Source organism: Variovorax sp. FW305-3-2-15-B-LB1 (assembly GCF_058787635.1).
In genome coordinates, this window is record NZ_JBYSZY010000001.1 from 253,819 (window position 1) to 275,295 (window position 21,477).

Here is a 21,477-nt window from a genome sequence, read left to right on the forward strand (position 1 = left end):
CTTGCGTCTCCGATCCGGATCGTCGGCCGGTCGCGCCACGCGCCGATGCATCAAGCCTCGTGAAATCAACGTAGGCGCGGGCTCAGCGCTCTCTTGACGCCGGGGGCCGTGTGCACAGCTACGTCCGCGCAGCTCTTGCGGTGCATGTCCAGTTTGTCCAGAGATAGTGGGCCTGACCTGTGACGCCGCCAAGTGTCCGACCGCCGTACTTCGCACCGTCGCCTCAGTCCCCATGCGCTGAAGCCGACGAACAGTGATCCATTGCGGCCGGCCTGGCGTAGGAAGAAGAGACTCTCTTCCTGCACCCACCGCCATGCCCCAAGCCTCGAGCACCTCCACTGCCATCCATTGGGTTGAACAAGGCCTGGTGCCCGACGGCGCCGTTCGGGTGGGGGTGCGGCGGCTGCTGCGCCAGCGCCTGGTCGAGCTGGACAGCGGCGACCCGGAAGCCGTCGCCCTGCGTTCGGAGGCATTCTTCGATGAACTGCGCGAGGCACCGTTGGCCCTGCTGCCCGAAAAAGCCAACGAACAGCACTACGAATTGCCCGCCGAGTTCTTCACAGGCGTGCTGGGCCCCCACCGGAAGTACAGCTGCTGCTGGTGGCCTGAAGGAGTGCAGACGCTCGAGCAGGCGGAGGCGGCGGCCCTGGCCGAGACCTGCGCCCGCGCCGGCCTGGAAGACGGGCTGCGCATTCTGGAGCTGGGCTGCGGCTGGGGCTCGCTGAGCCTGTGGATGGCCGAACACTTCCCACGCTCCCGCATCACGGCGGTCTCCAATTCGCACTCGCAGCGGCTGTTCATCACGGCCGAAGCCGCGGCACGCGGCCTGGGCAACCTCGAGGTGATCACCTGCGACTTCAATGATTTCGAGACCGGCGAGAGCTTCGACCGGGTGGTGTCGGTGGAGATGTTCGAGCACCTGCGCAACTGGCCGCGCGCCTTTTCGCATGTGGCCCACTGGTTGAAACCGCAGGGGCGGTTCTTCATGCACGTCTTCGTTCACCGCGAAGCGCCCTACCCGTTCGAGGAGCGCGATGCCAGCGACTGGATGAGCCGCCACTTCTTCTCCGGCGGCATGATGCCGAGCGACGATCTCGCCCTGCGCTGCCAGGACGACTTGCGCCTGCTGCATCGCTGGCGCTGGGATGGCCGCCACTACGCGCGGACCTCGGCCGCCTGGCTGGCGCGCATGGACGCCCGGCGGGTCACCCTCATGCCCCTGCTGGCCGCCGTCTACGGAGCGCGCGACGCGCCGGTGTGGTGGACCCGCTGGCGGCTCTTCTTCATTTCGGTGGAAGAGCTGTTCGGCTACGCCGAGGGCGACCAGTGGTGGGTCGCTCACTACCTGTTCGAGAAACGGTGATGCTGTCGCTCGCATGCCTGGGTCTGGCGATCGCCCTTGGCCTGGCATTGCCGGTCTGGGTGTTCAGCGTCGTGGTGCGCGACGCCAGCCTGGCGGACCGGATCTGGCCCCTGATGATCGCGGCGCCGGCCCTGGCCTACGCCGGCGCCCATGCTCGCGCGCTCGACGCTCGCAGCGTCTGGATGCTCGGGCTGCTGCTGGCATGGGCTTGCCGGCTGGCGCTGCACATCGGGCGTCGCAACTGGGGCCACGGCGAAGACCGCCGCTACCAAGCCATGCGTGCGCGCAACGAACCACACTTCGGCCTGAAAAGCCTTTACCTCGTGTTCGGGCTCCAGGCGGTGTTGGCATGGATCGTCGGTTGGCCGCTGCTGGCCGCGTTCGCGCACCCGTCGCCCCTGTCCTGGCTGGACGTGCTGGCCCTGCTGCTGGCCGGCGGCGGTGTGGTCTTCGAGGCCGTGGCCGACGCCCAGCTCGCCCGCTTCCTGCGCAACCCGCGCCGCGAGGATGCGGTGATGGACCGCGGCCTCTGGGCCTGGTCGCGCCACCCCAACTACTTCGGCGAGGCCTGCGTCTGGTGGGGCCTCGGGTTGGCGGCGCTGTCGGCGGGCGGATGGGCGGTGGCGTGGAGCCTGGCGTCTGCGCTGCTGATGACCGTCCTGCTGCTCAAGGTGTCGGGCGTGGCGCTGCTGGAGCACGACATTGCCGAGCGCCGGCCTGCCTACCGCAGCTACGCGGCACGCACCAGTGCCTTCATCCCCTGGCCGCCGCGGCGTGGCGCCCGGCCATGAAGCACAGCGCCCTGGGGCTGATGCTGGGGTTGATGCTGGCGCAGGCGACCTGCCTGGCCGCGGCACAGGAAGCTGACGAGGAAGCGGGCGAATGGCACTTCACCGCCATGCTCGATGGCAAGCCGATCGGGACCCATCGCTTTGTCGTCGGCGGCACGGCGGCGACGCGCAGCGTCGACAGTCGTGCCCTGTTCACCGTGCGCGTGCTCGGCATCCCTGTCTACCGCTACCGGCACCAGGCCGAGGAGCGCTGGGCCGGCGACTGCCTGCGTGAGCTGCGCGCCGAGACCGACGACGACGGCACCCGCCAGCAGATCACGCAGCGCTTCGACGGCGACTGCCCGATGAGCTTTGCCTACTGGAATCCCCGGCTGGTGAAACAACAGCGCCTGATCGATCCCCAGACGGGCAAGGTCGAGCCGGTCCGCTTCGAGCCGCTGCCCGATGCGACCCTCGAGGTCCGCGGTCAGCCCGTGCGGGCGCGCGGTTGGCGACTGCAGGCGGCGCAGCAGCGCATCCGCATCTGGTATGCCGCCGACAGCGGACGCTGGATCGGGCTCGACGCTGACGCCAAGGGCGATCGCCAACTGAGCTACCGACTGACCTCTCCTGCACGGAGCACCCCATGAAGCCATCCCCGCGTACCTTGCTCGCTGCCTACCTGTGGGCGCTCGTGTGTTTTCTGGTGCTGGACGCCGTCTGGTTGTCGGTCATGGGACCGCGCCTGTACCAGCCCGCGCTCGGTGCGCTGATGGCGCCGCAGGTGGACTGGACGGCGGCGGCGCTGTTCTATGCGCTCTACCTGGTCGGCCTGGTCGTCTTGGCGATCGCGCCGGCACTGGAGGCTGGCGAGCCCGCCGTGGCGTTGCGTCGCGGCGCGCTGCTCGGGCTCGTGGCCTACGCGACCTATGACCTGACGAACCAGGCCACGCTGCGCGACTGGCCCTGGGTCGTCACGGCCGCCGACCTGGCATGGGGCACGGCCGTGAGCGGCGTGTCGGCGTGGGTCGCGGTGCGCCTCACATCCCGACCAGCGCGCCGAAGAAGCGCGCAATAGCCCCGTCGAAGCGCAGCCGGCCGTCCAGCGAGGCGAGGCAGATGCACTCGCTGCCGTCCTGGACCACCGGCTGATGGTTGATCTCGGCATCGGCCGCATCGAAATCGCCGGGGCCGAACAAGGCCCGGCCATCGTGGAAGCAGCCATGCAGCACCTGGGTGAACTCCTGCCCCTGATGCGTGTGCTGCGGCAGGTACTTGCCGGCCGCGATGCGCAGCAGAAAGACATTGGCCTCCGGGGCCTCGGGCACGGTGACACGGCTCCAGCGCATGCCGGGACCGATCCAGCGCCAGGGCGTGGCACTGCAGTGAGCGAGCGCACGCGGCCAGCGCGCGCCGGGCGGCAGCGGTGGGGGCGCGCTGACCCGCACGGGGGCAGGTTCTGCGCCTTCCTGCGCATCGATCCGGGCCCAGGTGCGCGCCAGCGCGTCATCGGCAAGCGGGACCGCTTCCAGGTCATCGAGCAGGATGCCGCCCACGGCATCGAGTGCGCGCGCGCGCTCGCGGCACAGCGGGCACAGTTCCAGGTGGCTGGCCAGGACCAGTCGCATGCCAGCCGGCAAGTGGCCGGAGGACCCTGCCAGCAGCAGGTCGTCGTCGGGGTGGTGTCGGATGTCCATCGTCAATGTTCCAGCAGGCGGCGCAGTTGGGCGACCGCCAGGCGCACGCGCGACTTCACCGTGCCCAGCGGAATGCACAGCTGGGCCGCGATGCGGGCATGCGGCGCGTCTTCAAAATAGGAAAGGTGCAGCACCTGCTGCTGCTCGGGCGGAAGCTGGCGCAGCGCGCCGCGCAGGCGTTCGTTCAGGCGCGCGTCGTGCAGCTGGTCTTCGACGGCCGGGTCGTCCGACTGGAGCAGGTCGAAGTCGAACACGTCTTCCGACGACTGCACACCCTGGCGCCGCCGCAGCGCGTCCACACGCAGGTTCCGCGCGATGGCGAAGATCCAGGTCGTGGCGGCCGCCCGGGCCGGGTCGAACAGCGCGGCCTTGCGCCAGACCGTGACCAACGCTTCCTGGGCCAATTCCTCGGCCTGGATGGCCGGGCTGCCGCTGTGCATCAGGTAGTGCTTGATGCGCGGCGCGAAATGCGAGAACAGCTGCGCGAACGCGTCCCGGTCCTGTCGCTGCGCCACGGCGGCCATCGCCTCGGCCCAGAGGTCGTCGGGCAAGGCGGATGGCTCGGAATCGGGGGAGACAACGGTCAAGAGGGACGCTCGACGACTGCGGGGCAACGGAGTGCCCGCAGAGGGGTTGGACGGATCAGGAGCCGCGGTCATGTGCTGTCATACGCAAGGAAGCCGCGTTCGGATCATCGCAGCGGCACGCCGGTAATCCAAACGGCCATTTCCTGCGTACAGGCAGCACGACCCGACGGAGACTCTCCATGCTGCCTCTTCTTGCCCCGTCTGCCGCCTTGCCGACGCCTGCCTCCGTGCCTCCCGAGCAGCGCATCGCCGTCGTCGGCACCGGCATCTCGGGCCTGTCCTGCGCCTGGCTGCTGTCCCAGCGCCACGAGGTCACGGTGTTCGAGAGCGAGCCCCGGCTGGGCGGCCACAGCCATACCGTGGACGCGCCGGGCCGGGAAGGCCGGGTGCCGGTGGACACCGGCTTCATCGTCTACAACGAGCCCGCGTACCCGAACCTCACCGCGTTGTTCCAGCACCTGGCCGTGCCGACCGCGGCCTCGGACATGTCGTTCGCAGTGAGCCTGGACGCCGGCGGGCTCGAATACGCCGGCACCGACCTGCGTGGCTTGTTCGCGCAAAAGCGCAACCTGGCGCGCCCCCGCTTCTGGGCCATGCTGCGCGACCTGCTGCGGTTCTACCGCGAAGCTCCGCGCGATGCACAGGTCGCAGGCGACCAGGCGCTCGACGACTACCTGGATGCCCACGGCTATGGCCGCGCGTTTCGCGACGACCACCTCTACCCCATGGCTGCGGCCATCTGGTCCACGCCGGCGGCGCAGGTCGGTCGCCATCCGGTGGCAGCCTTTGTGCGGTTCTGCGAGAACCATGGGCTGCTGCAGATCAGCGGCCGCCCCATCTGGCGCACCGTGGTGGGCGGCAGCCGCGAATACGTGCGGCGCCTCAGCCAGCCTTTCGCCGACCGCATCCAGCTGGACCGGGCCGTGCTCGAACTGCATCGCGAGCCGGCGGGTGTGCGGCTTCGCACGAGCGCTGGCTGGTGGCCCGAACGCTTCGACCAGGTGGTCCTGGCCACCCATGCGGACCGCTCGCTGGCGCTGCTTGACGCGCCCACCGGTGCCGAGCGTGCCCTGCTCGGTGCCCTGCCCTACAGCCGCAACCTGGCCGTGCTGCACCGCGACCCTGCCCTGATGCCGGCGCGGCGCGCCGTGTGGTCGAGCTGGAACTACCTCGGCACGCGCGGCAGCGGCGCGGCTCCAACGGTGACCTACTGGATGAACCGGCTGCAGCCCCACCTGCCGCAGGGCGCGGCGGCCGAGCCGCTGTTCCTGACCCTGAACCCGGCGATCGACCCGCGGCCCGAGCACCTGATCCGCACAGAGGTCTACGACCACCCGCTGTTCGATGCCGCGGCCATGGCCGCGCAGCGCCAGCTGTGGCAGCTGCAGGGCCAGCGCCGCACCTGGTTCTGCGGCGCCTACTTCGGCGCCGGCTTCCACGAGGACGGATTGCAGGCCGGCCTGGCCGTCGCCGAAGCGCTCGGCGGCGTGCGCCGGCCCTGGCGCGTGGCGCAGGAGTCCGGACGCATCCACCTGCCGCAAGGCGCACAGACCGTCGCATCATGAATGTGCACGGAGGCTCGGCACTCTACATCGGGCGCGTCATGCACCAGCGGCTGCGGCCGAAGCGGCATCGGCTGAGCTACCGGGTCTACAACCTGCTGATCGACATCGACGAACTGCCGCAACTGCACGCCCGGTTGCGCTGCTTCTCGGTGGACCGGTTCAACCTGTTCAGCTTTCATGCCGCCGACCATGGCGACGGTTCGGGCCGCGATCTGCGGGCCCAGGTGGAAGCGCGGCTGCGCGAGGCCGGCCTTCCAACCGGCGGCGCGATCCGGCTGCTGGCCATGCCGCGGCTGCTCGGCCATGTGTTCAACCCGCTCAGCGTCTGGTTCTGCCATGCACCCGGCGGCGCGCTGCAGGCGCTGTTGTACGAGGTCAACAACACCTTCGGGCAGCGGCACAGCTACCTGATCCCGGTCGCTGCCGACGGCGCGCCCATCGTCGAGCAGCACTGCGACAAGCAGATGTACGTCTCTCCCTTCAACGGCATGGACCTGCACTACCGGTTCCGCGTTGCACCGCCGGGCGAGGCGGTCTCGGTCGGCATCAGCGTGCACGACGCGGCGGGCGCCGTGCTCAACGCGCGGCTCGACGGCCAACGCGCCCCCCTGAGCGACCTGGCGCTGCTGCGCGTGTTCATCACGCATCCGTTGCTGACCCTCAAGGTGGTGGCCGCCATCCACTGGCAGGCCCTGCGTCTGTGGATCAAGCGCGTGCCGCTGCATCCGCGACCGGCTGCCCCCGACCACGACCTCACCATCGTTCCTTCGAACAAGACCCCATGAGCCTGACCACACCTTCCGCACCCGCTCTCGATGCCGCTCCGGTCTTCTCCCCGCTGCGCCGGCTGCTGGCCCGCACGCGTTTCGGCCGGCTGAGCTTGAGCCTTCCGGGCGGCCGATGCATCGAGGTGGCCGGCCGCGAACCCGGGCCGCACGCGAGCCTGCGCCTGCTGAGCTGGCGCCCTCTGCTGCGCCTGGCGCTGCAAGGCGATCTGGGCCTGGCCTTGTCGTTCCGCGATGGCGAGTGGGACAGTCCGGACCTGCTGGCCTTGTTCGAATTCGGCCTGGCCAACGAGTCGGCCTGGGGATCGCTGCTCAAGGGGCGCGGGCTGGCGCGCTGGGCGGCGCGGCTGCGGCACCTGACCCGCAGCAACAGCCGGCGCGGAAGCCGGCACAACATCGCGTTCCACTACGACCTGGGCAACGCGTTCTATCGGCACTGGCTGGACGACAGCATGCTGTATTCGAGCGCGATGTTCAGCGACGCCGACGACGACACGCTGGAAGCCGCCCAGGCGCGCCGCCTCGCTGCCATCGCCGACATGCTCGACACCCCGCAAGGGGGCGACGTGCTCGAAATCGGCTGCGGCTGGGGAACGCTGGCTGCGAGCCTGGCCCGCCGGCACGAAGCGCACGTCACCGGCGTCACGCTGTCGAGCGAGCAACTGGCCTTCGCCCGCGAACGCGCGCAGGACTGGGGCGTGGCCGACCGGGTCGACCTGCGGCTGCAGGACTACCGCGACGTGCAGGGCCGGTTCGACCGCATCGTGTCCATCGAGATGATCGAGGCCGTCGGCGAGGCCTACTGGCCCACCTACTTCGCCACCTTGCGCGAGCGCCTCAAGCCCGGTGGCGTGGTGGTGCTGCAGGCGATCACGATCGCCGATGCGCAGTTCGACAGCTACCGCCAGGGGACCGATTTCATCCAGCACTGCATCTTTCCCGGCGGCATGCTGCCCAGTCCACGCGTGCTGCGGGAACAGGCGCAACGCGCAGGGTTGGTGATCGAGGCTTCCCACTGCTTCGGCAAGGACTACGCGCGAACCCTGGCAGAGTGGCGTCGCCGGTTCCTCGCCGCCTGGCCGCAGATCGAGCCACTCGGCTTCGACGCCGCGTTCAAGCGCTTGTGGACCTACTACCTCTCCTACTGCGAGGCCGGCTTCCGCGCGGGGCTCGTCGACGTCGGCCTCTACCGGTTGCGCGTGGCTGAAGCCGGCCCCGCCTGATCGGTCGGCGCAGTGCGAAGCGCCCCCTTCCTTCTTCTTAACAGGGTGACACACCGCAATTCCGGCTGTTCTGAAATATCCTGTGCGAACGCAGCAACTGCTGCCCGTATTGCGCGGCCTGCCGGGACAATGCCGATGAGGCTGCCAGAGACGCGGTCCTGGACGCGATTCTTCTGGCTTGCGATAAGCCCGCCTTCGATGACTGAGCGACAACTGCCGGTAGCTGTCGCTCACCCCACGCCTGCCATGCGTGTCGCAGGAAGCGGCCCACTCGAAAGCTACAGCGGCTCGTCATCCATCCGCGGCTGTGACTCTCTCGTCAGTGTCTTGGCCAGCAACCGCAAGGTGCTTGCAGAGGCTGCCGTAGCTTCGGAAAGAACAGCCCCGCGCCGGTAAGCCAGTCCCAGGTCCATCGAGGGCACCGCGCTCGACACCACTGTCCTGCGGATGCGCCCACCATCGTGTGACCAGGGGCGAAACACCAGGTCCGACAGGATGGTCACACCCACGTTCTGTGCGACGAGGCTGCGCACGGCCTCGATCGATTTGGTGCGGAACACGACCTTGGGCTTGAGCTTCATCGCGCTCCAGTAGCGGCCCACGGTGTCCACGTGCTCGTCCATGTCCAGCAGCACGAAGGGCATCTGCGCGATCTCGCGCAGCGACACCGACTTCTGCGCCACCAGCGGATGGTCGAACGAAGTCCACAGACGGCGCTCCGACTTGAGCAGGTTCTCGCGCCGGATGTCCGGCGCGCGCGAGAGGTTCGACACCAGGACCACGGCCAGGTCGAACTCGCCGCTGCGCAGGCCGTTCTCGATCTCCACCCGGTTGCGCTCCACGGGCTCGAACTCGACCAGCGGCAGTTGCCTGCGCATCGCGCCGATGATCTTGGGCAGCATGTATTCGGACACGGTGTCGGTGATGGCGATCTGCACCCGCCCCTCGACCGAGGACACCGAGTTGCGCGTCTCCTCCACCGCCGCATCGAGCGTGTGCAGCATGTGCTCCGCGTGCCGAAGAAAGCCCTCGCCCTGCACGGTCAGCCTTAGGCCGTCGGAGTGTCGCGTAAAGAGCTGCACCTTCAGCGTCGACTCCAGGTTCTTGAGCGAAGTGGTCAGCGACGGCTGGCTCACATAGCAGCGCTGGGCTGCGCGGGACACCTGCCCCGTGTGCGCAGCAGCCACGAAGTGCTGCAGCTGCTTGATCGTTATCGACATAGATACATCCTATATCGCTCTATTGAAAATAGAGATTATGAATTGTCGATGGCAATTCCTAACATCCGGACAGCACGCCATGTCAGGCGTGTGACGAGGACGCCCACCGTTCCAGCAGCAGTAGCAGGAGACCCCCATGCCATCGACATCACACACTTCCGCCGGACACGGCGCCCACCCTTCTGTACCCCAGGAAGCTTCGACCGATGCCGGGCTGTTGAGCCGCCTGGGCCTGCGCTTCACCGCCTGGGCCGAGCGCTGGTTTCCCGACGCTTTCGTGTTCGCGGCCATCGCCGTGGTGGTGATCGCGGGCGCCGCGCTCCTGAACGGGTCGAGCCCGCAAGCGGTGGCCAAGTCTTTCGGCGACGGCTTCTGGAGCCTCATTGTTTTCACGATGCAGATGGCGCTGGTGGCCGTCGGCGGCTACGTGGTGGCGACCTCGCCGCCGGCTGCGCGACTCATCCGCAAGCTGGCCGCACTGCCCGTGTCGGGGCGCCAGGCCATCGCGTACGTGGCCGCGATCAGCATGATCCTGTCGCTCTTCAACTGGGGCATCTCGCTGATCTTCAGCGCGCTCTATGTGCGCGCGCTGGCCGGCCGACTCGACCTGTGCATGGACTACCGCGCCGGCGGCGCGGCGGCCTACCTCGGCATGGGCGCGACCTGGGCGCTGGGGCTCAGTTCGTCGGCAGCACAGTTGCAGGCCAATGCCAGCAGCCTGCCCAAGAGCATTCTGGACATCACCGGCGTGATCCCGTTCAGCCAGACCATCTTCCTGTGGCAGTCGGTCGCCATGGCGCTGGTGTTGATGGTCGTGTCGGTGGCCATCGCGCTGTGGTCGGCGCCTGACGCGAAGCACGCGGTCACGGCGCAGGACCTGGGCGTGGACCTCACGGAAGCCAAGCCCGCTTCCCCCGAGTCCGCCGAGCGCCGCCCCGGCGAGTGGTTCGAGCGCAGCCCGTTGCTCACGCTGCTCTTGTGCGCGCTGGGCTCCGGCTGGCTGGCGCAGGAGTTCATGGCCAAGAGCCCGCTGATCGCGATCTCGGGCCTCAACACCTACAACCTGCTGTTCCTCATGATCGGGCTGCTGCTGCACTGGCGCCCGCGCAGCTTTCTCGACGCGGTGTCGCGCGCAGTGCCGTCGACGGCGGGCGTGATCATCCAGTTCCCGCTGTACGGTGCCATCGCGGCCATGTTGACCGGCGCCAAGGGCGACGCAGGCATCACGCTGTCGGACCGCATCGCGCATCTGTTCGTGAGCATCTCCAGCGTCGACAGCTTCGCCGTGGTGATGGGCGCGTATTCCGCCGTGCTGGGCTTCTTCATTCCCTCGGGTGGCGGCAAGTGGATCATCGAGGCGCCCTACGTCATGCAAGCGGCCAACGACCTGAAGGTCCACCTGGGCTGGGCCGTGCAGGTCTACAACGCGGCCGAGGCGCTGCCCAACCTGATCAACCCGTTCTGGATGCTGCCGCTGCTGGGCGTGCTGTCGCTGAAGGCACGCGACATCGTGGGCTTTACCTTCCTGCAATTGCTGGTGCATGCGCCGCTGGTGCTCTTCATGCTCTGGGCCTTCGGGCGCACGCTGAGCTATGTCGCGCCGGTGATGCCTTGAGTCACGCAGATACCGGATGCAAGTGATGACGACGACGGCGCCCACGCAAACCAAGCAGGGCTACTGCACACTGTGCCGTTCGCGCTGCGGCACGCTCAACGAGGTGCGTGACGACATGCTGGTGTCGGTGAGGCCCGACGCTTCGCACCCCACCGGCCAGGCGATGTGCATGAAGGGCAAGGCCGCGCCCGAACTGGTGCACAGTCCGCACCGGCTGCGCTACCCGATGCGTCGCACGAGGCCCAAGACCGAAGCGGATCCTGGCTGGGTGCGCATCGGCTGGGACGAGGCACTGGCCGAGACCGCCAAGCGCCTGAGTGCCATCAAGGCCGAGAGCGGTGCCGAGTCGGTGGTGTTCGCTGTGACCACACCCAGCGGCACGCCATTGACGGACAGCATCGATTGGATCGAGCGCTTCGTGCGCCTCTTTGGCAGTCCCAACATCTGCTACGCGACCGAGGTCTGCAACTGGCACAAGGACTTCGCGCACGCCTTCACCTTCGGCTGCGGGATGCCTGCGGCCGACTACGCGCAGGCCGAACTGATCGTGCTGTGGGGGCACAACCCAGCGAACACCTGGCTGGCGCAGGCCAACGCGATCGGTCGAGGCCGCGCGAACGGGGCGAAGATGGTGGTGATCGATCCGCGCCCCACGGCGCTCGCGCGGCAGGCTGACACCTGGCTGCCCGTGCGGCCCGGAACCGATGCGGCACTGGCGCTGGGGCTGATCCACCTGCTGATCGCGGACGCGCGCTTCGACGAAGGTTTCGTGCGCGCGTGGACCAATGCCCCGTTGCTGGTGCGCGGCGACAACGGACACTTCCTGCGCGAGCAGGACCTGTGGCCCGATGCCCAGGGCAACCGCTTCGTGGCGTGGAACGACGCGCTCGCCTGCGCGGTGCCCTATGACACCGAGCAGGCAGTGCAAGACCAGGACGCCGCCCACTTCCGCCTGCGCGGCGCGGTCGAGATCGACGTGGGCGCACATCGCTTGTCGTGTGCGCCAGCGTTCGAACTGCTGGCCCAGGGCTGCGCGGCCTACACGCCGCCGAATGTCGAACGCATCACCGGCGTTGCTGAAGCGTCTTTGCGCGCGGTCGCAGAGCTTTTCGGCACTTGCCGCCGCGTGGCCTATCACGCCTGGACTGGCATCGGCCAGCACACCAACGCGACGCAAGCCGAGCGCGCTGTCGCCACGCTGTATGCGTTGTGCGGCAGCTTCGACCGCATCGGCTCGAACCGCGTTCGCGTCGGTCCGCGCGTCAACGCCGTCAACTCGCTCTCACTGCTGCCCGACGCGCAGCGCGCCAAGGCGCTCGGCCTGGCGCAGCGCCCGATCGGCCCTCCCGCACACGGCTGGGTGACGGCGCGCGACACCTACCGCGCGATTCTCGAAGGCGAGCCTTACAGGGTGCGCGCGATGATGGCCTTCGGCACCAACCTGCCCGTGTCGCAGGCCGACAGCGCACTCGCGCATCAGGCACTGTCGCAGCTCGAATTCCACGTGCACTGCGACTTGTTCGAAACACCCGCCGCCCGGTACGCCGACATCCTGCTGCCGGTCAATACACCCTGGGAGCGCGAAGGCCTGCGCATCGGCTTCGAGATCGACGATCGTGCGGCCGGCTGGGTGCAGTTGCGCCAGCGCATGGTGACGCCGCGCGGTGAATCGCGCGCCGACAACGACGTGCTGTTCGACCTGGCCGTTCGCCTGGGCATGGGCGACGACTTCTTCGGCGGTAGCCTCGACGCGGGCTGGAACCACATGCTCGAGCCGCTCGGCCTCACGGTCGACCAGTTGCGTGCCCGGCCCGAAGGCATGGCCTGCGCCATCGACGCGAGCGAGCAGAAGTACGCCCGCGCCACGCCCACCGGCGTGCGCGGCTTCGACACCCCGACGCGACGCGTCGAGCTCTATTCCGAAACCCTGCTGCGCCACGGCCAGCCGCCGATCGCCACCTTCGTCGAACCGGCAGACACGCCGCGCGATGCGAAGGCCACGCGCCAGGGCCGCTTTCCCTATGTGCTGAGTTCGGCCAAGAACGGCTTCTATTGCCACAGCCAGCACCGCAGTCTGGTCTCGCTGCGCAAGCGCGCGCCCGATCCGGTGGCCGAATTGAGCCCCGCGCTCGCGGCCGCCAAGGGCATCGTGGACGACGACTGGATGCGCATCCGCACGCGCGTGGGTGAGGCCCGCTTCGTCGCACGCGTCACGCCCCAACTGGCGGACGACGTCATCGTGGCCGAGTTCGGCTGGTGGCAGAGCTGCCCCGAGCTCGACCGCGACGGCTTGCCGGTCGAAGGCGCGTTGGGCAGCAACTTCAACGCGCTGATATCCGCCGACAGCTGCGACCCGGTGAGCGGCTCGGTGCCGCATCGCTCGTTTCTCTGCGACATCGAACGCGACCCGGCTACCGAGACGCGGCAGCGCAAGTGGTCCGGCTACCGCCCCTTCCGCATCAGCGCGCTGCGGCCCGAGGCCGACGGCGTGCTGGGCATCCACTTCGAGCCAGTCGACGGCAGCGAACTGCCCGACTACCGACCCGGTCAACATATCGAGATGCAATTGCATCTGGACGATGGCACGCAGGTCACGCGCGCCTACTCGCTCACGGGCGCGGCCGAGGTGCCGGGCCGGCGCAGTTACAGCGTGGCCGTGCGCCACCAGCGCGGCCGCTCGGCCGACGGCACGCCGCACGAGGGGCGCGTGTCGAGCCATCTGCACCGCGCGTTGAAAGTCGGCGACACCCTCGCGCTGCGGGCGCCGTCCGGCGGCTTCGTGCTGCCGCGCCACTCGCCGCAGCCGCTGGTCTTTTTCGCGGGCGGCATCGGCATCACGCCCTTCATCAGCTTGCTCGAATCGCTGCCCGACGGCGCGCAGGGGCCGGCCATCTGGCTCTACTACGCCAACCAGAACGGCACGACCCACGCGTTTCGCGAGCGCATTGCGCAGCACCGCGCGCGGCTGCCGCAGTTGCAGGTTGTCGACCACTACAACGCACCACAGCCGCAGGAGCGTCAGGGCATCGACTACCAGTCGGATCGCTTCATCGACGCGAGCGTGGTGGACGACGCGTTGATCGCGCAGCGCGCCCGCTTCTACCTGTGCGGACCGCCGGCCATGATGGACGCGGTGACCGCCGGCCTCGTGGCGCGGGGCGTTCCGCGCTTCGACATCTTCAGCGAGGTCTTCCGCTCGCCCACCACGCCGCCCACCGACGGCGACCAGCGCTTCACCGTCAGCTTTGCGCGCTCAGGCCGCGCCCCCGCGACGTGGACGCCCCGGCAGGGCACGTTGCTGACCTTTGGCGAATCGCTCGGCGTGCAGATGGCCAGCGGCTGCCGTGTGGGCCAGTGCGAGAGCTGCGCCGTGCGCGTGCTGAGCGGCAAGGTGCGCCATCTGCACGGCAGCGAACCGGAAGACCCGGCCGTGTGCCTGGCCTGCCAGGCCGTTCCACTCGAAGACGTGGTGCTCGAGGCATGACGGCCGGCACTTTCACTCAACTGACTCCATCCGTGACCCCATGAAAATCATCGATACCGAAAGCACCCGCCGTGCATTGCCCTTCGACTGCCTGATCCCGGCGCTTAGGGAGATGTTCATCGCTGGCTGCGAGGTGCCCTTGCGACACACGCATTCGCTGCAGGCCGGGACGCACACCTCGCCCCGCACCGTGCTGGTCATGCCGGCGTGGCAGCACGACCGCTACCTGGGCATCAAGACAGTGACCATCTTCCCGGACAACGCGCAACGCGGCCTGCCCGGACTGTTCTCGACCTATGTGCTGTACGACGCCAGCACGGGTGAGCCCCTGGCGCAGATCGACGGCAACGAGATCACGTCGCGCCGCACCGCTGCCGCATCGGCCCTGGCCGCGTCCTATCTCGCGCCTGCCGATGCGCGCAGCCTGCTGGTCGTCGGCTGCGGACGTGTCGGCAGTCTGATTCCCGAGGCCTACCGCGCCGTGCGTCCCATCGAACGCGTGGTGGTGTGGGACCGTGACGAAGCTGCGGCGAAGGCGCTCGCTGCGCGGCTGTGCGCGCAGAACATCGAAGCGGCCGTTGCGCCGGACCTTGCCCACGCGGTGAACGATGTCGACATCGTGAGCTGTGCCACGCTCGCCACCCAACCTGTGGTGCAGGGCGCGTGGCTGCGGCCTCGCAGCCACCTCGACCTGATCGGCAGTTTCACGCCGCAGATGCGCGAAGCCGACGACGCCTGCTTTGCGGGTGCACGTCTGTTTGTCGATACACAAGAGGCGTTGCAAAAGAGTGGCGAATTGCTCGGGCCCCTGTCGCGCGGCGTGTTCGCCGCCGACGATGTGGCAGGGGAGTTGGCCGACCTGGCCGCGGGCCGGATCCAGGGACGCGCCGAGAGCAACGGGCGGACCGTCTTCAAGGCCGTGGGCACCGCCTTGGAGGACCTGGCCGCGGCAGTGGTGGTCTACGAAGCTTCCGATTCGACCTGAGACACTTGCCTTGGCGGGCCGCTAAGCGCTGGGCGCCTCCTGCACGTGTGCGGCAGGCAAGCCCCGCGCATGCGCCTTCAGGCAGGCAATGAAATCCATGAGCGTGGCCGAGACGTGCTCGCGGTTCCACACCACGGTGATGGGGCCGAAGCGGATGTTCGAATCGACGGCGACCTTGCGGAACAGCCCCAGCGAGGCCATGTAGTCCGCCATGGATTCCGCACACACGCCGACATAGTCGCCCTTTTGCAGCAGCGCCTGCATCATGGCCAACGAGGCGGTTTCTGCCTTGGGCACCAGCCACGATGCCTGTTGCTCGATGAGATAGGCATCCATCTGGATGCGAGTGAGCGTGCCAAGGGGTGGCATCACCCAATGCTCGCGCAGCACGTCGGCAAAGCCCAGCGGCTGGTTGCTGTCCCAGTGCTTGCTGCCCTGGCCGATGACGATGCTCACCCGGTCGTCAAAGAGCACGTGGTGCGCCAGTTGCGGCTGGTGCGCCCGCGCATCCAGAACGCCGATCACGGCATCCATGGCACGCGTGTCCAAGCCCTTGAGCAGGTCGTCGAACAGGCCGTCGTGGATGGACACGGCCACATCGGCATGGCGCTGCTGGAACGCGGTCACGGCTTCGGGCAGGCCGCCGGCGATGCCTGCCCAGACGCTGCCCACGTTCAGTCGCGGCACGCGTCCCGCAGCCACCGCATGCATTTCGAGGCCGGTGCGGGCGATATCGCCCAGCACCGTGATGGCCAGGCGTTTGAGCAGATGCCCGGCAGGCGTCAGCTGCACCTTGCGCCCGCGCACCACCAGCGGCGTGCCCGCCACGCGTTCGAGCTCCGCCAGCCAGTGCGACATGGCAGATTGCGTCATGTGCAGCCGCGCCGCCGCTTCGGTCAGCGTGCCGGCCTCGTCCAGCACCAGAAAGGATTCCAGATGCCGGACCTTGATGCCTCGTGCCCAGGACAGGCCTTCCGAACGCTCGATCATGAGTAAACCTTCATGCATCCATTTTGCATTTTCACTAGGAGGTTGGCAGGGGTTGTCATGAAAATTACTTCATCTTCCATGACAGACCCTCTGAGGAATCCCTGTGCCCAAAGCAATCACGAACGTCTACAAGATCCTGATGGGTGTCGCGGTCGCAGCCGCCACGGCCACCACCGTGTTCGCGCAAGCCTCCTACCCCAGTCGTCCCGTGCGCCTGATCGTGTCGCAGGCCCCGGGCGGCAGCAGCGACACGATCGCGCGCATGTGGGCTGAACACGCAGGCAAGGCCATTGGCGCCACCATCGTGGTGGAGAACAAGCCCGGTGCGGGCGGCCTCATTGCCGCACAGAACGCGCTGAATGCGCCCGCCGATGGCTACACCTTGCTGCTGGGCAGCGTGTCGCTGATGGTGCTCAATCAGTTCACCTACAAGCCACTGCCCTACAACCCCGAGAAGGATTTTGTTGGTGTGACCATGCTGACGACGGTGCCGTTCGTGCTGTCGGCCAACCCGGCCACGGGCATCAAGACGCTCAAGGATCTGACAGAAAAAGCCAAGGCGGCACCCGGCAAGCTGAACTTCGCGTCCGCCGGCCTGGGCAACTCCACCCACCTGGCTGTCGAGCTCGTGTCCAACGCCCTGGGCATTTCGATGACCCACATCCCTTACAAGGGCGAGGCCGACGGCATCCTGGCCACCATTGGCGGGCAAACCGAGGTGATGGCACCGGTGTATGGCACCGCCCTGCCCCACATCAAGAACCACAAGCTCAATCCACTGGCCGTGTTGTCGCCGCAACGCACCCCTGAGCTGCCTGATGTGCCCACCCTGGGCGAGTTGGGCGTGAAGGGCTTTGACAACATGGGCTGGAGTGCCGTGGTGGCGCGCGCCGGCACGCCGGCCGACATTGTGGAAAAGCTCAACAAGGCGACGACGGCCTTCCACCAGAGTCCCGACGTGCAGGCGAAGCTCAAGAGCATGGGCGTGATCCCCATGTCCGGCCCTTCCGCGCTCGTCATGGAAACGGCGGCGCGTGACGCCAAGGCCTGGGGCCCCACGCTCGGGGCACTGAACCTCAGCGCCAAGTAAGCCGGCGACCGCGCAAGCACCGCCCCCTTTTCTTCCATCTTCACCCCTTGCCGTATCGCCGATGCAGCACGGGGTTCGTCATCACACCTCATGAAAAAAGAAGCAATGGTGGTCTGCCCGCAGCCGGAGGCCGCCGAGTCCGGCATCGACATCCTGCGTGCAGGCGGTAACGCGGTGGATGCCGCCGTGGCCACCGCGCTGGCCCAGACCGTGGTCGATCCGCTGATGTGCGGTATCGCAGGTTTCGGCACCGCCGCCGTCTACCTGCCGGGCGCCCAGGTGCATGAATATTTCGACTTCCATTCGCCCGCGCCGCTGGCGGCCAAGGAAAACATGTGGGAGCACCTGCTCGAGGGCGAGACCAAGGACGGCTTCGGTTTCATCCTCAAGGGCCGCGTCAACGACATCGGCCCCCAGTCCATCGGCACGCCGGCCACGCTCAAGGGCCTGGAGGCCATGCATCAGGCGCACGGCCGCCTGCCGTGGCAGCAGGTGGTGGAGCCCGCCATCCGCTGGGCCGCGGACGGCTACTTTGTGCGACCCGGCATGCACGCCTTCTGGATCGACGAACCCACTATGGGGCGCGTCGGCAACCTGGAGCGGCTGCAGTACTGCGAGGAAAGCCGCCAGCTGTACTGCCGCCCCGATGGCCGCCCCAAGCCCATCGGTGCGCCGCTGCGCAACGAAGGCATGGCTGCGGTGCTGCGCCAGATTGCCGAAGAAGGTGCGCGCCCGTTCTACCAGGGCGACCTGGCGCAAAAGATGGTGACGCACCTGCAGTCGCTGGGGGCGCTGATCACGCTCGACGACCTGGCCCGGTATCAGGTGCAGCGCAACCCGCCGCTGGTGGGCAGCTACCGCGACCGCACCATCACGACCAACCAGCCCCCGGGCGGCGGCGCCATGCTGCTGGAGATGCTCAACATCCTCGAGCACTTCGATCTGGCGAGTCTGGAGCACAACAGCCCCGCCTATCTGCAGAGGGTGTGCGAGGCCATGAAGAAGGCGACCATCGACAAGGACCGCTGCATCGGCGACCCGAAGTTCTTCGATGTGCCGCTGGATCAGCTCCTGTCCAAGGACATGGCCCGCGAAGTGGCCGAGCAGATTCGGGCGGGCCATCGCTTCAACGTGGAGCGCGTGAACCCTGGCGCACCCGTGCCGCGCGACACCACCCACCTGAGCGTGGTGGACGCCGACGGCAACGCCGTCTCCCTGACCCACTCGCTGGCCATGCCCTCGGGCATCATCACCCCGGGCATGGGTTTTCTGTACAACGGTTGCATGGGCGTGTTCGACCCGCGTCCGGGGCGCGCCGGCAGCATCCAGCCGGGCAAGAGCCGCTTCACTTCGTCCTGCCCCAGCATGACCTTCAAGGACGGCGAGCTCGACGTGGTGCTCGGCGCGCCCGGTGGCACGCAGATCGCCATGGGCGTGCTGCAGGTGCTGCTCAACGTGATCGACCACGGCATGGAGATGCAGGCAGCCGTGTCGGCACCTCGCTTCTCGTCCACCAGCAACGCCATCGACGTGTGCAACCGCATTCCGCGCTTCACCACACGCGCGCTGGAAGCACAGGGCTACGCCATTGGCCGCAACCCGTACAACTACACCATCGGCTGGGTGCACGGCGTGCAGGTACAGGCCGACGGTCTGCATGGCGGCGCCGACCCTGGACGCGATGGCGTTGCGTACCGGCTGCGCATGGATCCTGCGCACTGATCGGCCACCGTTTTCAGCTATCGACTGTGTGGCTTATGAGGAACTCATTCCCATCCCGCCTTCTTTGCATGTAGCCAGCCGCGCTTGTCTGCTTCGCAGCGATTTCCGCCGCCGGACTCGGGGCCGCCGATGTCTGCTTGAAGGACGATCCCGACAGGCAAGTCCGTAGAACGGCCTGTCGTAGACCGCATTGAAACTCCCTTTGACCTGAAATTCCCTGTGCGATCGCAGCAACTGCCACCCGCTCGCTCGGCAATGCACAACTCGATGCACTGAGCGCTCGCGGCGACGCGCCGATGATCTGGCCATCGGCCCCGACAGCGATCTGCGTTTCGACGTGGCGATGCGCGCCTATGACTACACGCCGTCGGTGCGCGCGGACGGTCCGACCTGGGACGATGAGGAATCTGGCCGACCAGACGGCGGCGCCGATCATTTTCTCGACTTCATCGTCGCCCAAGCGGTGCCGGCCCTGGCGGCGCGCGCACCGCTGGATCCGCGACGCCGCACGCTGTGCGGGGCACTCGTACGGTGGTTTGTTCGCGCCGCACGCGTTGTTGCGCCGACCGCAGTTCTTCTCGCGCTGCGCGGCGGCGGCCCCCTCGTTGTGGTGGCAGGACGGCTTCATCCTGCGCGAGGCCGAACACCCCGCCCCCCTGCCGGCGGGGCGCGAGACCATGCTGTTGTTCATGCAAGGCGCCTCGACCGAAGGCGAGAGTCCTGCCGCGCCACCTCCTGCAGGTGTCAGCGCGGCGCGCGCCGAACGCCTGCGACGCCAGCGTGCCGCCGTGCCACCGCAGGCTGGCCGGGACCTGGCGGGGCGACTCGACCGCGCAGGCGTGCGTGCGCAGTACCTCGCCTTTCCCGGCATGCCTCATGGCCCGATGCTGGCGGCATCCCTGCCGCCCCATTGGCACTGGCTGCGCGCCCGTCGCCGGCTTGAGCCGAAAGCTGGAGAAAAGTCGTTTCGTCCCCCACAGGTCGCGAGGATTCTTGCGGGATCCATGGCCGCATATCCGACCCGGGCAGCCGGAATTCGGATGCATCAACCATTGCGCATGAGAAGCTCGGTGCGCTTCATCACTTTGAGAGTGCAATGGTCAAAAAGACAACTGAACAGAAAGCTGCAGAGGCGCTTCGTTACATCGCTGCCAGTGGAGCGGCCAATGCGGTTGAGCTCGAGCCCTTCTTGACTGATCCCAATCAGGCCATACGCGCCGTGGCGGCCATGAACCCGGATGCAGACGAAGAGATCCTGGATCGTTTTGCGAATGACAAGTTCTGGGGCGTCCGCATGGAAGTGGTGCGCAATGCCAATGTCAGCCAGGCCACGTTGCGCAGGCTGCTGGAGTCCGACACGCGCAAACGCGGCGTGGTGCACCACGCCGCGCGCGAGAAGCTGGAAGAGCGCGGTGTCGCATTTGGTGCTGATGGCATGCCGGAAGACGCGGCGTAGAGAACGAAGTCGCATTTCCTGAGCGTCATTTGATCGGGTCGCTTTCGATCTCGATCACTGCGGCCGGTGTTCGTGAGGGGTCCTGTTATTGGCGCCCCGGCCTCTTGTTTCGGACGAGCAGTGCCATGGCCGCCAGCGCGACCGGAACATTCGAATCGCGTATCTCAGTGCTGCCCCCCAACCAGACGCTTGTCTGTCAGGTGGCCCGTCAACCCGCGGACCTGGGCGCCGGCTTTGCCTTGAGGCCCGCCTCGATGAAGTTCACCAGGTAGTCGACACCGGCCTCGATGCTGGTCTGCTGCAACTTCTCGGGCCACAGCGCCTGCACCCGCGTGTGCGTGCTGTGCGAATAGAAGAAGGCGCCGTAGACGAAGATGACGCGCCAGTAGAACTCTTCGCTGCTCAAGTGAGGAAGCTCGTGGCTCACGACATCCACGAAGCGTCGCGCGAAATCGTCCACGATGGAGGCTGTCAGCGCATGCACTTCATCGGCAGGGTCCATCAGCATGCGGCCGTAGAACGCACGGAACGACTCGCGCTCCTGGACACTGGCTCCCGCGACAAGCAGTGAGGGCGCCATGGAGGCCCGCAGGATGTCTCGCAACGGGACCTTCCGACCCTCGAATGCATCCAGGCGCTCCTTGCGCTCCTTCATCACCGGCCCAAGGCGGCGCTCCAGCACGGCCTTGCACAGCGCTTGTTTCGATCCCCAGTAGTAGTGGAAGGCTCCCAGGTTGGCGTTGGCCCGCTCCGCGATCGCTCGCATGCTGGTGCCCCCGTAGCCATGTGCAGCAAACAGGGCCTCGGCGGCGTCGAGGATCTGGTTTGCGGTGGTGTCGGAAAGCGCCTGCCGCTTCGAAGAGACGGCGGTTTTCGCTGCGGTGGGCTTGGGCATGAGGGAAGTGGCGAGGTATTGAAGTTCGTT

At 67.6% G+C, this 21,477-nt stretch carries 19 protein-coding genes; 14 read left to right on the top strand and 5 right to left on the bottom strand.

The features are described 5' to 3' along the window. Positions 1 to 313: 313 nt before the first annotated feature. Genes AC3WQR_RS01080 through AC3WQR_RS01095 form a run of 4 tightly spaced genes read left to right on the top strand, consistent with a single transcriptional unit; the run spans position 314 to position 3,211 of the window. A complete protein-coding gene (locus tag AC3WQR_RS01080; RefSeq protein WP_447745470.1) occupies positions 314 to 1,363 on the top strand; it encodes an SAM-dependent methyltransferase in 1,050 nt (349 codons plus the stop codon). Next, positions 1,363 to 2,154, top strand: coding sequence for a DUF1295 domain-containing protein (locus AC3WQR_RS01085; protein ID WP_492740939.1), 792 nt, complete (start codon positions 1,363 to 1,365; stop codon positions 2,152 to 2,154). The genes AC3WQR_RS01080 and AC3WQR_RS01085 overlap by 1 nt, the downstream gene beginning before the upstream one ends. Then, positions 2,151 to 2,783 (top strand): DUF6134 family protein, encoded by a 633-nt coding sequence (locus tag AC3WQR_RS01090; RefSeq protein WP_447745476.1) that lies wholly within the window; start codon positions 2,151 to 2,153, stop codon positions 2,781 to 2,783. The genes AC3WQR_RS01085 and AC3WQR_RS01090 overlap by 4 nt, the downstream gene beginning before the upstream one ends. Then, positions 2,780 to 3,211, top strand: a complete 432-nt coding sequence (locus AC3WQR_RS01095; RefSeq protein ID WP_447745479.1) for a DUF2177 family protein — start codon at positions 2,780 to 2,782, stop codon at positions 3,209 to 3,211. Before AC3WQR_RS01090 ends, AC3WQR_RS01095 begins: the two co-directional genes overlap by 4 nt. Here AC3WQR_RS01095 and AC3WQR_RS01100 read toward each other — a convergent pair. Both AC3WQR_RS01100 and AC3WQR_RS01105 read right to left on the bottom strand, forming a co-directional pair. Further along, complete coding sequence (locus AC3WQR_RS01100) at positions 3,174 to 3,830, bottom strand: ChrR family anti-sigma-E factor (RefSeq protein WP_307693336.1); 657 nt, start codon at positions 3,828 to 3,830, stop codon at positions 3,174 to 3,176. The two genes, AC3WQR_RS01095 and AC3WQR_RS01100, sit on opposite strands and share 38 nt — an antisense overlap. A 2-nt stretch (positions 3,831 to 3,832) precedes the next feature. After that, entirely contained in the window at positions 3,833 to 4,381 is a 549-nt protein-coding gene (locus AC3WQR_RS01105) for a sigma-70 family RNA polymerase sigma factor (protein ID WP_447745483.1), read from the bottom strand. Between the two features lie 215 nt (positions 4,382 to 4,596). On the opposite strand from AC3WQR_RS01105, the gene AC3WQR_RS01110 reads away from it, so the two are divergent. Genes AC3WQR_RS01110 through AC3WQR_RS01120 form a run of 3 tightly spaced genes read left to right on the top strand, consistent with a single transcriptional unit; the run spans position 4,597 to position 7,990 of the window. Next, positions 4,597 to 5,982 (top strand): NAD(P)/FAD-dependent oxidoreductase, encoded by a 1,386-nt coding sequence (locus AC3WQR_RS01110; RefSeq protein WP_447745485.1) that lies wholly within the window; start codon positions 4,597 to 4,599, stop codon positions 5,980 to 5,982. Next, on the top strand, positions 5,979 to 6,767 hold the full coding sequence (locus AC3WQR_RS01115; RefSeq protein WP_447745488.1) for a DUF1365 domain-containing protein: 789 nt from the start codon (positions 5,979 to 5,981) through the stop codon (positions 6,765 to 6,767). The genes AC3WQR_RS01110 and AC3WQR_RS01115 overlap by 4 nt, the downstream gene beginning before the upstream one ends. Continuing rightward, positions 6,764 to 7,990 carry a class I SAM-dependent methyltransferase gene (locus AC3WQR_RS01120; RefSeq protein WP_454900689.1) on the top strand — a complete coding sequence of 409 codons (1,227 nt, stop codon included), beginning with the start codon at positions 6,764 to 6,766 and terminating at the stop codon, positions 7,988 to 7,990. The genes AC3WQR_RS01115 and AC3WQR_RS01120 overlap by 4 nt, the downstream gene beginning before the upstream one ends. A gap of 278 nt (positions 7,991 to 8,268) precedes the next feature. On the opposite strand, the gene AC3WQR_RS01125 is transcribed toward AC3WQR_RS01120, so the two are convergent. Next, on the bottom strand, positions 8,269 to 9,210 hold the full coding sequence (locus AC3WQR_RS01125; RefSeq protein WP_492727614.1) for a LysR family transcriptional regulator: 942 nt from the start codon (positions 9,208 to 9,210) through the stop codon (positions 8,269 to 8,271). Positions 9,211 to 9,346: 136 nt separating this feature from the next. Between AC3WQR_RS01125 and AC3WQR_RS01130 the strand changes: the two genes are divergently transcribed. From AC3WQR_RS01130 to lhpI, 3 genes are read left to right on the top strand one after another with little or no spacing between them, the layout of a single operon-like run. Further along, positions 9,347 to 10,825 carry a short-chain fatty acid transporter gene (locus AC3WQR_RS01130; protein ID WP_492740940.1) on the top strand — a complete coding sequence of 493 codons (1,479 nt, stop codon included), beginning with the start codon at positions 9,347 to 9,349 and terminating at the stop codon, positions 10,823 to 10,825. A 16-nt stretch (positions 10,826 to 10,841) separates the two neighbouring features. After that, on the top strand, positions 10,842 to 14,309 hold the full coding sequence (locus AC3WQR_RS01135; protein WP_447745498.1) for a molybdopterin-dependent oxidoreductase: 3,468 nt from the start codon (positions 10,842 to 10,844) through the stop codon (positions 14,307 to 14,309). A 40-nt stretch (positions 14,310 to 14,349) separates the two neighbouring features. After that, positions 14,350 to 15,294, top strand: coding sequence for a bifunctional Delta(1)-pyrroline-2-carboxylate/Delta(1)-piperideine-2-carboxylate reductase (gene lhpI / locus AC3WQR_RS01140; protein ID WP_447745500.1), 945 nt, complete (start codon positions 14,350 to 14,352; stop codon positions 15,292 to 15,294). A gap of 21 nt (positions 15,295 to 15,315) precedes the next feature. Here lhpI and AC3WQR_RS01145 read toward each other — a convergent pair whose 3' ends face one another. Next, a complete protein-coding gene (locus AC3WQR_RS01145; protein WP_095946992.1) occupies positions 15,316 to 16,284 on the bottom strand; it encodes a LysR family transcriptional regulator in 969 nt (322 codons plus the stop codon). A gap of 103 nt (positions 16,285 to 16,387) precedes the next feature. Between AC3WQR_RS01145 and AC3WQR_RS01150 the strand changes: the two genes are divergently transcribed. The 4 genes from AC3WQR_RS01150 (at position 16,388) to AC3WQR_RS01165 (ending at position 20,552) form a co-directional block, all read left to right on the top strand. Continuing rightward, positions 16,388 to 17,374, top strand: a complete 987-nt coding sequence (locus AC3WQR_RS01150) for a Bug family tripartite tricarboxylate transporter substrate binding protein (protein WP_082818001.1) — start codon at positions 16,388 to 16,390, stop codon at positions 17,372 to 17,374. 90 nt (positions 17,375 to 17,464) lie between these two features. Then, positions 17,465 to 19,096 (top strand): gamma-glutamyltransferase, encoded by a 1,632-nt coding sequence (gene ggt, locus AC3WQR_RS01155; protein WP_447745504.1) that lies wholly within the window; start codon positions 17,465 to 17,467, stop codon positions 19,094 to 19,096. Positions 19,097 to 19,494: 398 nt separating this feature from the next. Beyond that, positions 19,495 to 20,289: an alpha/beta hydrolase gene (locus AC3WQR_RS01160; RefSeq protein WP_447745507.1), complete on the top strand. Its 795-nt coding sequence runs from the start codon at positions 19,495 to 19,497 to the stop codon at positions 20,287 to 20,289. Continuing rightward, positions 20,286 to 20,552 (top strand): hypothetical protein, encoded by a 267-nt coding sequence (locus AC3WQR_RS01165; RefSeq protein WP_447745510.1) that lies wholly within the window; start codon positions 20,286 to 20,288, stop codon positions 20,550 to 20,552. Before AC3WQR_RS01160 ends, AC3WQR_RS01165 begins: the two co-directional genes overlap by 4 nt. Positions 20,553 to 20,760: 208 nt before the next feature. Here the strand turns inward: AC3WQR_RS01165 and AC3WQR_RS01170 are convergent, their stop codons facing one another. Continuing rightward, the gene (locus tag AC3WQR_RS01170) at positions 20,761 to 21,447 is read right to left on the bottom strand and encodes a TetR/AcrR family transcriptional regulator (RefSeq protein WP_447745512.1); all 687 of its coding nucleotides are present in this window, start codon (positions 21,445 to 21,447) and stop codon (positions 20,761 to 20,763) included. Between the last annotated feature and the right edge of the window lie 30 nt (positions 21,448 to 21,477).